The organism is Microbacterium sp. Ag1, assembly GCF_001005635.1.
Taxonomy (GTDB): domain Bacteria; phylum Actinomycetota; class Actinomycetes; order Actinomycetales; family Microbacteriaceae; genus Microbacterium; species Microbacterium oxydans.
Genome location: NZ_LBCR01000033.1, coordinates 297,564 through 311,615, shown reverse-complemented (window position 1 = coordinate 311,615; position 14,052 = coordinate 297,564). Strand labels below are relative to the sequence as shown.

Below are 14,052 nucleotides of genomic sequence, written 5' to 3'. Positions count from 1 at the left end.
GGCGAGGGCCGCGCATCCGTGCGCACCCGGGGCTCGCGCAGGCTTGGAGCGACATCGTGACACCGAAGAACACCACCGACCCCGAGGACGACTCGCTGGGGGTGCTCGACGAAGCCGCGTCTCTCGACACGGCCGGTATCGGCATCCTCGGCGGGACGGCCCAGGTCCGTGTGACCCTGCCCATGAACGAGGACGACGATCTCGCCGACGACGAGGTGATCGACGGCGAGGTCATCGGAGACCTCGTGATCGATCCGGTGCCTGCCGTCGAACAGGAGACGGCGTTTCCGGCGAAGACGAAGACGAAGACGAAGCCGTTGCCCGAGGCACCCTCGATCGATGCGGCGTCGGCGGAGGAGCCGCCCGCAGAGCCCGATGTCGTCACCGGTGTGATCGATTCGCCCGTGATCGAGCCGATCGCGATCGATGCGACAGCGATCGGTTCGCGTCCGCATGCGGACGCCGTCATCGATGCCGTGATCGTCGATGACGAGGAGCCCGGCGACTCGATCGCCGACGATCCCGACGCCGTTCGTGAGCGTGCTGCCGAGGAAGCGGCTGCCGAGGAAGAGGCTGCCGAGGAAGAGGCTGCGGCGCGTTTCCTCGCTCAGGCCCGGACCGAGACGACGGCATCTGCACCGGCACCCGCCGTGCGGACACCCGCTGAGAAGGAGACCACCGTGTCCATCCCCGAAGAGAGGCCCGTCGTGGCCCAGCCGGCACGCCCGGCGGGTCGCGCGGACGTGACACTCGCGTCGAAGCGCCTGGATGAGCTGGGCGAATCCTCACGCGAATCCGCTGATCTGCTGACGGCAGACCGACTGCTCGATCCGCATCAGATCACCAAGCCCGAGCCTGAGGGAGCGTGGAGTCATCTGCTGTACGCGGTCTCCGGCCGGCGGATCAACATCGGCGACGGGCGCCGCGCGCGGGAGCGCAAAGCCCTCTCCGCGCGGATCGCGGCGCCGATCGCGGGCGGAGCGCGCTTCGTGCCGGTGCTCTCCCGCAAGGGAGGGGTGGGCAAGACCACGATCACCGCGCTCCTGGGCATGGCCCTGGCCGATGCGCGTGAGGACCGGGTGATCGCGGTCGACGCGAACCCCGACCGTGGCACGCTCGCGGAGCGGATCGTGCGACCGAACCACAGCAAGTCGGTGCGCGACCTCGTCCGGATTCACGACGACATCAGGGGTTACCACGACATCTCCGCGATCGTTGCGCGTGACGCGACACGCCTCGACGTCCTGGCCTCCGATGCCGACCCGCGCATCGCTGAGGCCTTCAGCGACAGCGACTACCGCGACGTCGCGGACGTCGCCGTTCACTACTACTCGCTCGTCCTCACCGACACGGGGACGGGGATCGTCCACTCGGTGATGTCGGCGACCCTCGACCTGGCGGATCAGATCGTCATCGTCTCGGGGCTCAGCGTGGACGAGGCGAGACTCGCATCCGAGACGCTCACGTGGCTCGAGACCAACGGGTACGCGGAGCAGGCGCGGGAGGCGATCGTCGTCCTCAATCAGTCCACGCCGGGCGCTCCGCTCGTGCGTCTGAACGAACTGCAGGCGCACTTCGCCACGCGGGCCCGGAGTGTCGTCCGCGTGCCGTACGACCCGCAGATCGCCGGGGGAGGGGCGATCGTGTTCGCCAACCTCCTGCCGGAGACACGGATCGCCGCCCGCGAACTCGCCGCGTTGCTCGTCGAGGGCCTCCGGGCGAAGGCCGCCTGATGGCCGTCCGTGAGATCCGCATCTTCGGCGACCCCGTCCTGCGCACGGTCTGCGCCCCGATCGAGGAGATCGACGACGGAGTGCGCGCCCTCGTCGCAGACCTGGTCGATACCGTCGAGCTCCCCGGGCGCGCAGGCGTGGCCGCGCCTCAGATCGGCGTCGCCCTGCGCGCGTTCAGCTACAACATCGACGGTGACATCGGATATGTCCTCAACCCCGTGCTGACCGAAGTCCGCGGCGAGCCCGAGCCGACGGGGGAGGGCTGCCTCTCGGTCCCCGGCCTGTGGCACGACGCGCAGCGCCATCCATGGGCACGCGTGGAGGGAATCGACCTCGACGGCAACCCGGTGGTCCTCGAAGGCGAGGGCCTCCTCGCCCAGGCTCTGCAGCACGAGACCGATCACCTGGACGGCAAGCTCTTCCTGACTCGCCTCGACCCGGAGACGCGCAAGATCGCGATGCGGGAGGTGCGGGAGAGTTCCTGGTTCTGATGAGCACACGAAGAAGGGCCCCGCACCTGCGGGGCCCTTCTTCGTGTCCTCAGGGTCAGCCGCCGATCGGCACGTTCGTGGTGGCGACGGGCTCGTCATAGATCGCGGCGATCTCGTCGGCGAAGTCGTTCATGATGATGTTGCGCTTGATCGAGAGCTTCGGCGTCAGGTGACCGGAGGCTTCCGTCCACTCGGAGTCGAGGATCGTGAACTTGCGGATCGACTCCGCGCGCGAGACACGGCCGTTCGCGGCATCGACCGCACGCTGCACCTCCGCGCGCACCGCCGCGTTCTTCGAAGCATCGGCGAGCGACATCGTGCCCTCGAGTCCGTTGTTCGCGAGCCATGTCGGGAGCATCTCCGGGTCGAGCGTCACCAGGGCCGAGATGAACGGACGCTGGTCGCCGACCACGACGACCTGCCCGATGATCGGGTTCGCGCGGATCGGGTCCTCGAGCGCGGCGGGTGCGACGTTCTTGCCGCCGGCGGTGACGATGATCTCCTTCTTGCGGCCGGTGATCGTCAGGAATCCCTCGGAGTCGAAGCTGCCGATGTCGCCCGTGTGGAACCAGCCGCCTTCGCTGAAGGCGTCGGCCGTCGCCTCCGGGTTGTTCCAGTACTCCTTGAACACGTTGATGCCGCGGACCTCGATCTCGCCGTCGTCGGCGAGACGCACACCGACGCCGGGGAGAGCGGGACCGACGGTGCCGATCTTCGACTTGTCCGCCAGGTTCACCGTCGCGGGGGCCGTCGTCTCCGTCAGGCCGTAGCCCTCGAGGATCACCACACCGAGGCTGTGGAAGAAGTGTCCGAGTCGTGAGCCCAGAGGAGCGGAGCCGGACACCGCGTAGACGACGTTGCCGCCCATGGCCTCACGGAGCTTGCTGTAGACGAGCTTGTTGAACAGCGCGAACTTGAGCTTCATGCCGAACGGGATCGGCTTGCCTTCCTCGAGCAGCTTCGAGTGCTCGATCGCGACCTCGGCGGCGGCGCGGAAGATCTTCCCCTTGCCCCCGGCTTCCGCCTTCTGCTCCGCCGAGTTGTAGACCTTCTCGAAGACGCGCGGCACGGCGAGGAGGAAGGTCGGCTTGAACGACCCGAGTGCAGGCAGGAGCTGGCGCGTGTCGGGCTGGTGCCCGGTGCGCACTCCGGCGTGGACATCGAGGACCGAGATGAATCGCGCGAACACGTGCGCGGTGGTGATGAAGAGGAGTGTGGATGCGCCGGGCGTCTGGACGACTTCGTCCAGTGCCTTCGCCGAGTTGCGCGACAGCTCGACGAAGTTGCTGTGCGTGAGGACGCATCCCTTCGGGCGGCCTGTGGACCCCGAGGTGTAGATGAGCGTCGCGATGTCGGAACCGACAGCGAGGTTTCGCCGGCGCTCGATCTCGGAGTCGCTCACCGACGCGCCCTGGGCCGTCAGAGTGTCGATCGCTCCGAGGTGCAGCTGCCAGACTTCGCGGAGCAGCGGCAGGTCGCCGCGCACCTCGTCGACGCGGGCGAAATGCTCCGGCGACTCCACGATGAGCGCGATCGCACCGGAGTCTTCGAGGATCCACTGGATCTGCGAGGGGGAGCTGGTCTCATAGATCGGCACCATCACGGCGCCGGTGTAGAACAACGCGAAGTCGACGAGGGTCCACTCGTATGTGGTGCGCGCCAGGAAGCCGACCTTCTCTCCGGGCTGGATGCCTGCTGCGGCGAAGCCCTTCGCGAGCGCGATCACCGCGGTCTGGAAGTCGGCGGCGGAGATGTCGCGCCACCCGTCTCCCTCCGGGACGGAGAACAACGCCCGATCCGGCGTCGCCTCCACGCGCTTCACCAGGAGGTCGGCGACGTTCGCGTCGGGATCGGCGGGGACGATCGCGGGGACTTCAAACTGGACCACGGCAGCTCCTTCGGTACCGGTCGGGCACGGACTTCCATCGAGTCTAGGGCATGGAACCCAGTCGCTCTCCAGGTGGAACTGGGTCGCGGAAGCGGGAGAGCCGAAGAGACCGCTCGGTCGGAGCCCGGGCGCGGCGCTAGACTTCACCACGATGTTCTACTGGCTGATGAAGTACGTGGTGATCGGCCCCGTGGTCAAGGCGGTGTTCCGCCCGTGGATCGTGGGGAGGAACAACGTGCCCGCGAACGGGGCGGCGATCCTGGCGAGCAATCATCTCTCGTTCGCAGACTCCATCTTCCTTCCACTGGTCATCGACCGGTCGATGTCCTTCCTCGCCAAGAGCGACTACTTCACCGGTCGGGGCCTCAAAGGGTGGGCGACGAAGTTCTTCATGAAGGCCACCGGGCAGATCCCCATCGACCGATCGGGTGGCAAGGCTTCCGAGGCGTCACTCAACACGGGGCTCCAGGTGCTGGGCGGGGGCGATCTGCTCGGGATCTACCCCGAGGGGACGCGTAGCCCCGACGGCAAGCTGTACCGGGGCCGGACCGGCATCGCCAGGATGGCGCTCGAGGCGAAGGTCCCCGTCGTGCCGGTGATCATGGTCGACACCGACACAGCGATGCCCATCGGAAGGCGACTGCCCCGCATCGTGCGGGTCGGAATCGTGATCGGGGAGCCGCTCGACTTCTCCCGATACGCCGGCATGGAGAACGATCGGTACATCCTCCGCTCGGTCACGGACGAGATCATGGTGGCGCTCCAGCGTCTCGGTGAGCAGAAGTACGAAGACGTCTACGCGTCGACGGTCAAGGACCGGATCCCGACCCGCGTCACATAGGCCCGACGCGGATCTCGGTGGTACCGGCGACCACTAGGCTGGAACGCATGCTCCCGCACCACATCGAAGCCCTTGATGCATGGCGCTCGCTTCCCATCAAGCAGCAGCCGCAGTGGCCCGACGCGGACCGCGTCGCCGACGTCTCCCAGCAGATCGCGACCCTCCCGCCGCTGGTCTTCGCCGGCGAGGTCGACAACCTTCGCGACCGGCTCGCGCGCGCGGCGTCCGGCCAGGCGTTCCTGCTCCAGGGCGGCGACTGCGCCGAGACCTTCGCCGGAGCGACCGCCGAGCAGATCCGGAACCGCATCAAGACGGTGCTGCAGATGGCGGTCGTGCTCACGTACGGCGCCTCGATGCCCATCGTCAAGATGGGCCGCATGGCGGGGCAGTTCGCGAAGCCGCGCTCGAGCGACTCCGAGACCCGTGGCGACGTCACGCTGCCCGCGTACCGCGGCGACATCGTGAACGGCTACGACTTCACCGAGGGCTCCCGCACGGCCGATCCCGGTCGACTGCTGCAGGGCTACCACACGGCGGCATCGACGCTGAACCTGATCCGTGCCTTCACGCAGGGCGGGTTCGCCGATCTCCGCGAGGTGCACTCCTGGAACAAGGGCTTCGCGCAGAACCCGGCCAACCAGCGGTACGAGCGCATGGCGGCGGAGATCGACCGCGCGATCAAGTTCATGGAAGCGGCGGGAGCCGACTTCGACGAACTCAAGCGCGTCGAGTTCTTCACGGGGCACGAGGGTCTGCTGATGGACTACGAGCGTCCGATGACGCGCATCGACTCGCGCACGGACACGCCGTACAACACCTCCGCCCACTTCCTCTGGATCGGAGAGCGCACGCGTGAGCTCGACGGTGCGCACGTTGACTACTTCTCCAAGATCCGCAATCCCATCGGGGTGAAGCTCGGACCGACCACGTCGCCCGAGACCGCCCTCGCGCTGATCGACAAGCTCGACCCCGAGCGCGAGCCCGGGCGCCTGACCTTCATCACGCGCATGGGAGCGGGCAAGATCCGCGACGCCCTGCCGCCGCTGCTCGAAGCGGTCCGTGACTCCGGCGCCCAGCCGTTGTGGGTCACCGACCCGATGCACGGCAACGGCATCACCACGCCGACCGGCTACAAGACGCGTCGCTTCGACGACGTCGTCGACGAGGTGCGGGGCTTCTTCGAAGCGCACCGCGCGGTCGGCACGTTCCCCGGCGGCATCCACGTCGAGCTGACCGGCGACGACGTCACCGAGTGCCTCGGTGGGTCCGAGCAGATCGACGAGGCGGCCCTGGCCACTCGCTACGAGAGCCTGTGCGACCCGCGTCTGAATCACATGCAGTCGCTCGAGCTCGCCTTCCTGGTGGCGGAGGAGCTCGAGAAGCGCTGACCTCCCACACGGGACGAAAAGGAGCCGCCCTCCCCGAGACCATCGGGGAGGGCGGCTCCTTTTCGTTCTTCGTCGCACATGCGAGCGCTCGACCGAACGGGTAGGGCCTCTCAGCCGCTGAGCTGAATCGAGAGGTTCACGGTGCCGCCACGCGGGAGGGACTTGTCCGAGCCCGGATCCTGGCCCGTGACCTTGGCCATCTCGGCGAAACCGGGCAGGTCTCCCCAGGCGGCGTAGGTCGACTTGAAACCCTTGTCCGAGAGGATCTTCTTCGCCTCGTTCAGGGTCTTGCCCGAGACGTCGGGCACGGGGAAGAGCTCCGGGCCCTTCGAGACGATCAGCTGCACGCTGTCTCCCGGCCGCCAGTTGCCCTCTTCTGCGCGATCGGCGACCCCGATCACCACATCCTTGGACACGCTGTCGCTGAAGACGTACTGCGGGTCGGCGGTGACGGTGAGTCCCTTGTCCGTGAGGGTGGAGGTCGCCTTGTCGACCGACATGCCGGCGACGTCGGGGAACTCGCCGGCCGAGACGAACAGCTCGACGGTGTCGTCCTCGAAGATCTCGCACCCGTCGCCGCAGATGTATGACTCCCCGCCCGCCCTGGGCGTGACGGAGGCGTTGATGACGATGCCGGCGTCGGCGTCGGAGAAGAGCAGGAGCGAGGTGTCCGTGACATTGACGTTGAGTCCGGCCAGGTAGTCGCGCGCATCCTGCTCGGCGCGTCCGTTCAGCGGATCGAGGGTGTGGGACGCCGGTCCTGCGGAAACGATCACGGAGACCGAGGCGCCCTTGTCGAGGCGCACGCCCTCGGCCGGATCGGTCTCGATCACCGTTCCGGCGGGGATGTCGATGGAGAACTCGTCCTTCTGCGTGGGGACGAACCCGGCTTCGGTCAGGGTTGCTGCTGCCGCGTCGTACGTGCCGCCGGCGACGGCTGGTACGGCGATGAGCGAACCAGGGCCGGAACCGAACCACCAGCCGACCCCGCCGGCGAGCACCGCGAGCAGCAGGACGAGAGCGAGCAGGAAGGCACCGCGGGCGCGACGTTTGGATGCGCGTCTGCGCAGGAGCGTCGCGTTGTCCAGTGTCGCAGGGACGGGAGCCGTAGGGTCGGCGGGGGGCATGGTGCCCGGCATCACCTTGGTGAGGTCTCCGGAATCACCGTGGCTGTGCTGCGGGGCGGTGGCTCTGGCCGCGGTCGGGGCGATGCCGAGGTCGCGCTCGATCTCCCGCAGGCGCTCGAGCATCTGCTGGGCATCGTCCGGTCGATCGTCCGGTGACTTCTCGGTGGCCCAGAGCACGAGCTCGTCGAGCTGCTCCGGCACGGCAGGATTGCGCACGCTGGGACGCGGTACCGATTCCGTGGCGTGCTGGAACGCGATCTGCATCGGCTGCTCGCCCTTGTACGGCTGTTCGCCGACCAGCATCTCGTAGAGCATGATGCCGAGGGCGTAGATGTCGCTGCGGGCATCGGCGGTGCCGCGCGTGACGAGTTCGGGGGCGAGGTAGGCGATCGTCCCGAGCAGCTGCTGTCCGGTCGCGGTGTTCGCGGTGGTCGCCCGTGCCAATCCGAAGTCGCCGATCTTGATGCGACCGTCTTCCGCGAGGAGGACGTTCTCCGGCTTCACATCGCGATGCACGATCCCCGCGCGGTGTGCCGCAGAGAGGCCCGCCAGGATCGCGTCCATGATCGTGATGGTCTGCGGGATCGTCAGACGTTTCTGCTCGCGGAGGAGCTCACGCAGCGTGATGCCGGGGAGGTACTCCATCACGAGATAGGCGAGTTCGCCATCCTGCCCCTGGTCGAACACATTCACGACATGGGGGTCGGCCAGGCGGGCAGCGGCTCTCGCCTCCTGGATGAAGCGGCTCTGGAAAGCGGAGTCGTCGCTGAGGTGCGCGTGCATCACCTTGAGAGCGATGCGTCGTTCGAGGCGGAGGTCGGTCGCGACGTACACCGTCGCCATGCCACCCCGAGCGATGCGAGCGCGGACGCGGTACCGGCCGTCGACAAGCCGCCCGATGAGGGGGTCGGCCTGCTGATTGGTCGTCACGTCAGAATTCTATGGAGAACTGCCTGAAAGACAGGGGAGCGGCTCACCCCTCGCACCTGCGGGTTTTCCCGGATGTCGTCAACCGTGGAGCGCGAGCCAGGCATATGCCTGCGCCTCCCACTGTCCGTACCTCTCGGGATAGGCCGAGATCTGGACCGCCTGAGCAGCGTCGGTGAAGGCCATGTTCTCCCAGCCGGGGATGTCGAGAAGCCCGCGGGTCACCTGGCCGTTGGGGTCGCTCTGCCCTCCGTAGAACACGCGAGTGCTCCGATCGGCGTCCATAATCTGGGCCGGCGTTCCCCAGCCGGTGCTCGGACGCTGCTGGAAGATGCCGAGTGAGTCGCGGTCGCCCCAGTCGAGATTTCGCAGACCCGACTCGACCATGCCGGTGGCGAGAGCGATCGAGATCGCCCGATCGGACACCCCGATCTCGCGGCCGACGCGGATGATGAGCGCGGCGTTCGAGGCCTGCTCGGCCGTCAGCACCGCTGTCTGCGGGCCACTCGCCGCCGAGGGGGTCGCCGACGGGGCCGGTGCAGGCGCTGTCGGCGGCGTGCCCTGGAGGGAGAGGGCCTGGCCCGGGTAGATGATCGACGACGGCCCGAGACCGTTCGCGGCGTACAGCGCCTGCGTGGTGGTGCCGTATTTCTGCGCGATGCCGAACAGGGTGTCGCCTGCGACGACGGTATGGGACGCGGCGGACGCCGGGGCCGGAGCCGGGGTCGGCGCCGCGGCCGCTATGGGAGCGGCAGCAGTCGGCGCGCCGACCGAGCCGCTGATGACGAGGTTCTGGCCGGGGTAGATCACCGAGGCGCGTGTGAGCCCGTTTGCCGCGAGGACGGCATCGACGGAGGTCCCGTACTTCCGGGCGATGGCGTACACGGTGTCGCCGGAGACGACCTGATGCGTCGCGGCGGCCGCGGGAGCGGAGGCTTGGGGCGTCGCAGGGGCTGCCGGCGCGGGCGAGGGCGCGAGCGTGAGTGTCTGGCCGGGGTGGATCACCGAGCGCCAGGAGAGTCCGTTCCAGGTCAGGACATCGACCGTGCGCAATCCGAAGCGCGAGGCGATCGCCGAAACTGTGTCGCCGGGCTGGACGCGGTAGGTCGATGGTGCGGCCTCGGCGGGTGCGACGCCTGCCGGAAGAAGGCGAGGCCGCTCGACGGCAGTCGTGTCCGCGTGCACAGTCGCTCCGGCCGGCGCAGCGGTGAGAGTGGTCGCCAGTGCTCCGAGCATCGCTGCAGGCACTCCGATCTGCAGGTGTCGCGTTCGCCGTGTGGCGGTCTTCAGAATCAAGGTCTGCCCCCTTTTTTTCGAGCTTTTCACGCTGACACGGATGTAAACAGAAGTCAACAGAAGTGACGCAAGTGAACAGTGTGACTGGAGTGCCGACATGCGCAGATCATCCGGAGGTGAGATAGTGGGCGACGTGTCTGAGAACGTTGCCGGAACCCCTGCCGCCGTCGAGTGGCTGACGATGCCCGACCTCGTCGAGGTGCTCGACGAACCCCTCGGCCGTGTGCGCCGTCTGATCGATGAGCACTATCTCGTCGGCTCTCGTCGCAACGGAGCATTCGCGGTGCCGTCCGTCTTCATCGTCGACGGACACCCGCTGAGCTCACTGCGTGGCACCGTGATCGTGCTTCAGGACGCCGGGTTCACCGACGACGAGCTGATCGACTGGCTTCTCGCGGAGGAGGAGAGCCTGGGGCGTTCCCCGATCGACGCCCTGCTGGCCGGGCACAAGAGTTCCGTGCGGCGCTTGGCGCGCACGCTCGCCTGATCCGTCAGGCCGAGCGCACCGTCGCCGCTCGTGCGAGATCACGCAGCTCACCGACCGCGGCGTTGTCCAGTCGGGCGCCTGACAGGGCGCGATCGGCGTCGCGGGCATAGCCGGTGATCATCGCCTCCAGCTGATCCACGGCCCCCGAGTCGCGGATGGTGGCCTGGAGGAACGTCACCTGCTGCGGCGTGAGCTCCGGGTCGCCCAGCATCTCGTCCAGCAGGTTCCGCGCGGACGCGTCCAGCGTCTGCCTGGTGAGAGCGATCAGGACGGTTCGCTTGCCCTCCCGGAGGTCGTCCCCGGTCGGCTTGCCCGTGACGGACGGGTCGCCGAACACTCCGAGCACATCGTCGCGCAGCTGGAAGGCCATGCCGACGGGATGTCCGAAGCGGCGCAGCGCCTCCGTCTGATCAGGCTCGGCCCCGGCGAACGCGCCGCCGAGAACCAGAGGTTGCTCGATGCTGTACCTCGCGGACTTGAGCGATGCCACGCGCAACGCCCGTTCCGCGTGCAGGCTCCCGTCGTTCACGCTCCACGCCGATTCCTCGGCGATGTCGAGGAACTGACCGGTCGTGACATCCCTCCGCATCCTCGCGTACTCGGAACGCACGGCGCGTGCGTGCGGCTGCCCGTCGAGGGCCGATTCCAGCAGGTCATCGCTCCAGGCGACGAGGAGATCGCCGAGGAGGATCGCTGAGGCGCGGCCGAAGGCGTCTGCGTCGCCCGCCCATCCCGCGGCGCGGTGGGAGGCCTCGAGGGCACGGTGCGCGGCCGGGCGGCCACGGCGTGTGTCCGAGTTGTCGATCAGGTCATCGTGGACGAGCGCCGCGGACTGGAAGATCTCCAGCGCGGTGCAGATGTCCCACAGCGCGTCGGGCTCTGTCGCGTCGCGGTCTCTGAAAGCCGAGACGGCACGCCAACCCGCATGGCAGAAGCGCGCACGCAGGCGTTTGCCGCCGTCGAGGGTGCCGGCGGCCGCGTCGAGGAACGCCGCCGCGTCCGGACCGTAGTCCGTCGCTTCGTCCCGCATCCGCGAGAGGAAGTGGTCGAGGTGTGCGGCGACGGCGTCGGGGACGGGGGAGGAGGACGGCACGACTCCCAGCATACGTAAAGCAAGGGTGGGTCGAACTGCTAGCCCCGGACGCCTTCGCGCGCGTAGAATGGAAGGCACGATACCCGAGGGGGACGAAATGCCACTCTCCGAACAGGAGCAGCGTCTGCTCGACGAGATGGAACGCCATCTCCTTCACAATGATGCCGACGTCGTGACCGCGCCGTCCGGTGACCGAGCTCTGAGCTACCGAAATCTCGTCTACGGTGCGCTCCTGCTGCTCGCCGGTGTCGGTGGTCTGGTCGCCGGCGTCATCCTCGGCGGTGTCTGGGGAATCGTCGTCGGCGTCGTCGGTTTCGCGGCGATGCTCGCCGGAGTCATGGTGGCCGTGACGCCCGTTCGGCGGACGACCGCGACGGCACCGCGAGAGCACTCCGCACCGAAGCGACAGGAATCCGCGTCGTTCATGGATCGTATGAACGATCGATGGGATCGACGCCAAGACGGTCACTGACCTCTCTCACATCTTCACCACCGAAGCCCGGATGCTCAGCATCCGGGCTTCGGTCGTTAACGCCGGGCGGGGGAGGGTCGGCCGCTGACCCGGGAGATCCCTCCACTCATCCTCCACCTTCCTCCACCGCGGAATCTCGCGGTTTTTTGGCATGCCCGCTCGCGCTGACCGCGATCGTCTGCGGATTGGTCGTAGGTATGTGGAGGAAAGTGGAGTAAAGTGGGGCGCACCTCGAGTTGGCCGGACGCAGAGGGGGTGGTGGCCGATGTTGCTGGGTACGCACTCTCCGAAGCTGGACGACAAAGGACGGGTCATCCTTCCTGCGAAGTTCCGCGAAGACCTCGGCGGCGGCATCGTCGTCACCCGAGGGCAGGAACGGTGCCTCTACGTGTTCAGCACGGCCGAGTTCGAGGCGATGCACGAGCGGATCCGGCAGGCACCGCTCGCCAACAAGCAGGCGCGTGACTTCATGCGCCTGTTCCTCTCCGGAGCCAGCGCGGAGATGCCAGACAGCCAGAACCGCATCACCATCCCGGCGCACCTGCGTCAGTACGCAGGTCTGCAGAAGGAACTCATCGTCACCGGAGTCGGCGCCCACGCCGAGATCTGGGACGCGGAGAGCTGGAACGCCTACCTCGCCGCCGGCGAGGAGACCTACTCCGACCTCGAGCAGGAGGTGATTCCGGGACTCTTCTGACCACGGCTGTGATGCCCCGCCGCTCCCGCCCCGACACACTTCCCCGGTGCCGGGTCGAGAAGCGGAGGGGGATCAGAGCCGAAGGTCACCCCGAGAAAGATCATGAACCTCCGAGACATCCACACCCCCGTCCTGCTCGACCGCTGTGTCGAGCTGCTCGCTCCTTCCCTTCACGCGGACGGTGCGGTCCTCGTCGACGCCACCCTCGGCATGGGCGGCCACTCGGAGGCGCTGCTCGAACGCTTCCCGAACATCCGTCTGGTCGGGCTCGACCGAGACACCGATGCGCTGCGCATCGCGGGGGAGCGACTGGCACGATTCCGAGACCGTGTGACTCTCGTACACACGGTGTATGACGAGATCGGCCTGCATGCGCAGGGCGCGTCCGGCATCCTGTTCGATCTCGGGGTGTCCTCCCTGCAGCTCGACGAGGCCGAGCGCGGCTTCGCGTACTCCAAGGACGCTCCCCTCGACATGCGGATGGACCAGACCAAGGGCGTCACCGCCGCCGATGTCATCGCCACGTACAGCGAAGGCAACCTCCGTCGCATCTTCGAGCGCTACGGCGAGGAGAAGCTCGCCGGCCGTTACGCCCGCTTCATCATCGAGGCACGTCAGAAGCAGCCCATCACGCGGTCGGGCGAGCTCGTCGACATCCTCATCGCGGCCACTCCCGCTGCCGCGCAACGAGCGGGGCACCCCGCCAAGCGCGTCTTCCAGGCGCTGCGCATCGAGGTCAACACGGAACTCAATGTGCTGGCCGACGCGATCCCCTCGGCCATGGATGCGCTCAGCGTCGGAGGACGCATCGTCGTGATGTCGTATCAGTCGCTCGAAGACCGCCTCGTGAAGCAGGCGTTCGCCGCCGCGGCCGCCTCATCCGCACCTGCCGGTCTTCCGGTCGAACTCCCCGAACACGCCCCGCGATTCCGCATCCTGACCAAGGGCGCAGAACTCGCCGACGATGATGAGCGCGCGCGCAACCCGCGGGCGATCCCGGTGCGTCTGCGCGCCGCCGAGAAGCTGCGGGAGAGCGCATGAGCCTGAACGCCGTCGTCCGGAAGCCGGTACAGCCGGTCGCGCCGGAGAAGACTCCGCAGCGGAAGCTGCAGCCGGTCACGCATCCCGCCGCCCGCCGCAAGCCCAAGCTCGCCTATGCGCTCGTCGCGCTGGGGGGAGCGCTCGCGATCGGCGCCGCGCAGATCGCGCTCTCGCTCGCGATCACCCAGGACTCGTTCACCCTCGCCAGTCTCTCGTCGCAGCAGCGCGAACTCAACCTCAAGACGCACGCTCTCCAGGAGGAACTGACCGGGGTCAGCTCCCCGCAGGTGCTCGCGAGCAGCGCGGCCGGACTCGGAATGGTGGTCGCCGGATCGCCGTCGTATCTGCGCCTCAGTGATGGAGCCGTCTTCGGTACCGGCGACGGCGCCGATTGGACCTCTACGGTCAACCCTGACGGCGTCGGAGCCGTGAGCAACTCGCTCATCGTGGAACCGCCGCCTCCTCCTGCACAGGAGACGGACGGCGCAGCGACGACCGAGCAGCCGACACAAGAGCTTCCGCCGTCGATCACCGACGGCCTGCCGAGCCCCACGACGCACTGACACCCACG

13 protein-coding genes are annotated in these 14,052 nt (G+C 67.8%); 9 read left to right on the top strand and 4 right to left on the bottom strand.

The genetic code is table 11. From position 1 onward, the window contains the following. Positions 1–56 precede the first annotated feature (56 nt). Positions 57–1,733, top strand: coding sequence for a MinD/ParA family ATP-binding protein (locus tag AAY78_RS16395; RefSeq protein ID WP_046749336.1), 1,677 nt, complete (start codon positions 57–59; stop codon positions 1,731–1,733). After that, a complete protein-coding gene (gene def, locus AAY78_RS16390; RefSeq protein ID WP_046749335.1) occupies positions 1,733–2,224 on the top strand; it encodes a peptide deformylase in 492 nt (163 codons plus the stop codon). The genes AAY78_RS16395 and def overlap by 1 nt, the downstream gene beginning before the upstream one ends. 55 nt (positions 2,225–2,279) lie before the next feature. Here def and AAY78_RS16385 read toward each other — a convergent pair whose 3' ends face one another. Further along, the gene (locus tag AAY78_RS16385) at positions 2,280–4,112 is read right to left on the bottom strand and encodes an AMP-dependent synthetase/ligase (protein ID WP_046749334.1); all 1,833 of its coding nucleotides are present in this window, start codon (positions 4,110–4,112) and stop codon (positions 2,280–2,282) included. A 151-nt stretch (positions 4,113–4,263) separates the two neighbouring features. Here AAY78_RS16385 and AAY78_RS16380 point away from each other — a divergent pair, with 151 nt between their 5' ends. Continuing rightward, positions 4,264–4,953, top strand: coding sequence for a lysophospholipid acyltransferase family protein (locus tag AAY78_RS16380; RefSeq protein WP_046749333.1), 690 nt, complete (start codon positions 4,264–4,266; stop codon positions 4,951–4,953). 47 nt (positions 4,954–5,000) lie between these two features. Next, on the top strand, positions 5,001–6,341 hold the full coding sequence (locus AAY78_RS16375) for a class II 3-deoxy-7-phosphoheptulonate synthase (protein ID WP_046749332.1): 1,341 nt from the start codon (positions 5,001–5,003) through the stop codon (positions 6,339–6,341). A 110-nt stretch (positions 6,342–6,451) separates the two neighbouring features. Here the strand turns inward: AAY78_RS16375 and pknB are convergent, their stop codons facing one another. Both pknB and AAY78_RS16365 read right to left on the bottom strand, forming a co-directional pair. After that, the gene (pknB, locus tag AAY78_RS16370) at positions 6,452–8,398 is read right to left on the bottom strand and encodes a Stk1 family PASTA domain-containing Ser/Thr kinase (RefSeq protein WP_046749331.1); all 1,947 of its coding nucleotides are present in this window, start codon (positions 8,396–8,398) and stop codon (positions 6,452–6,454) included. Positions 8,399–8,476: 78 nt separating this feature from the next. Next, positions 8,477–9,691: a LysM peptidoglycan-binding domain-containing protein gene (locus AAY78_RS16365; RefSeq protein WP_156172669.1), complete on the bottom strand. Its 1,215-nt coding sequence runs from the start codon at positions 9,689–9,691 to the stop codon at positions 8,477–8,479. 124 nt (positions 9,692–9,815) lie between these two features. On the opposite strand from AAY78_RS16365, the gene AAY78_RS16360 reads away from it, so the two are divergent. Further along, positions 9,816–10,178 (top strand): Rv2175c family DNA-binding protein, encoded by a 363-nt coding sequence (locus tag AAY78_RS16360; protein WP_371861849.1) that lies wholly within the window; start codon positions 9,816–9,818, stop codon positions 10,176–10,178. Between the two features lie 4 nt (positions 10,179–10,182). On the opposite strand, the gene AAY78_RS16355 is transcribed toward AAY78_RS16360, so the two are convergent. Next, complete coding sequence (locus tag AAY78_RS16355) at positions 10,183–11,271, bottom strand: polyprenyl synthetase family protein (protein ID WP_231589736.1); 1,089 nt, start codon at positions 11,269–11,271, stop codon at positions 10,183–10,185. 97 nt (positions 11,272–11,368) lie between these two features. On the opposite strand from AAY78_RS16355, the gene AAY78_RS16350 reads away from it, so the two are divergent. The 4 genes from AAY78_RS16350 (at position 11,369) to AAY78_RS16335 (ending at position 14,044) form a co-directional block, all read left to right on the top strand. Further along, on the top strand, positions 11,369–11,743 hold the full coding sequence (locus AAY78_RS16350; protein ID WP_046749329.1) for a DUF3040 domain-containing protein: 375 nt from the start codon (positions 11,369–11,371) through the stop codon (positions 11,741–11,743). A gap of 265 nt (positions 11,744–12,008) precedes the next feature. Further along, the gene (gene mraZ, locus AAY78_RS16345; RefSeq protein ID WP_017830220.1) at positions 12,009–12,440 is read left to right on the top strand and encodes a division/cell wall cluster transcriptional repressor MraZ; all 432 of its coding nucleotides are present in this window, start codon (positions 12,009–12,011) and stop codon (positions 12,438–12,440) included. 102 nt (positions 12,441–12,542) lie between these two features. Next, on the top strand, positions 12,543–13,481 hold the full coding sequence (gene rsmH / locus AAY78_RS16340) for a 16S rRNA (cytosine(1402)-N(4))-methyltransferase RsmH (RefSeq protein WP_046749328.1): 939 nt from the start codon (positions 12,543–12,545) through the stop codon (positions 13,479–13,481). Continuing rightward, positions 13,478–14,044, top strand: coding sequence for a hypothetical protein (locus AAY78_RS16335; protein ID WP_046749327.1), 567 nt, complete (start codon positions 13,478–13,480; stop codon positions 14,042–14,044). Before rsmH ends, AAY78_RS16335 begins: the two co-directional genes overlap by 4 nt. Positions 14,045–14,052: the final 8 nt, after the last annotated feature.

Coding starts and splice junctions, on each gene's coding strand:
- def (WP_046749335.1), top strand. CDS start 1,733: ATGGCCGTCCGTGAGATCCGCATCTTCGGCGACCCCGTCCTGCGCACG.
- AAY78_RS16380 (WP_046749333.1), top strand. CDS start 4,264: ATGTTCTACTGGCTGATGAAGTACGTGGTGATCGGCCCCGTGGTCAAG.
- AAY78_RS16375 (WP_046749332.1), top strand. CDS start 5,001: ATGCTCCCGCACCACATCGAAGCCCTTGATGCATGGCGCTCGCTTCCC.
- AAY78_RS16350 (WP_046749329.1), top strand. CDS start 11,369: ATGCCACTCTCCGAACAGGAGCAGCGTCTGCTCGACGAGATGGAACGC.
- mraZ (WP_017830220.1), top strand. CDS start 12,009: ATGTTGCTGGGTACGCACTCTCCGAAGCTGGACGACAAAGGACGGGTC.
- rsmH (WP_046749328.1), top strand. CDS start 12,543: ATGAACCTCCGAGACATCCACACCCCCGTCCTGCTCGACCGCTGTGTC.
- AAY78_RS16335 (WP_046749327.1), top strand. CDS start 13,478: ATGAGCCTGAACGCCGTCGTCCGGAAGCCGGTACAGCCGGTCGCGCCG.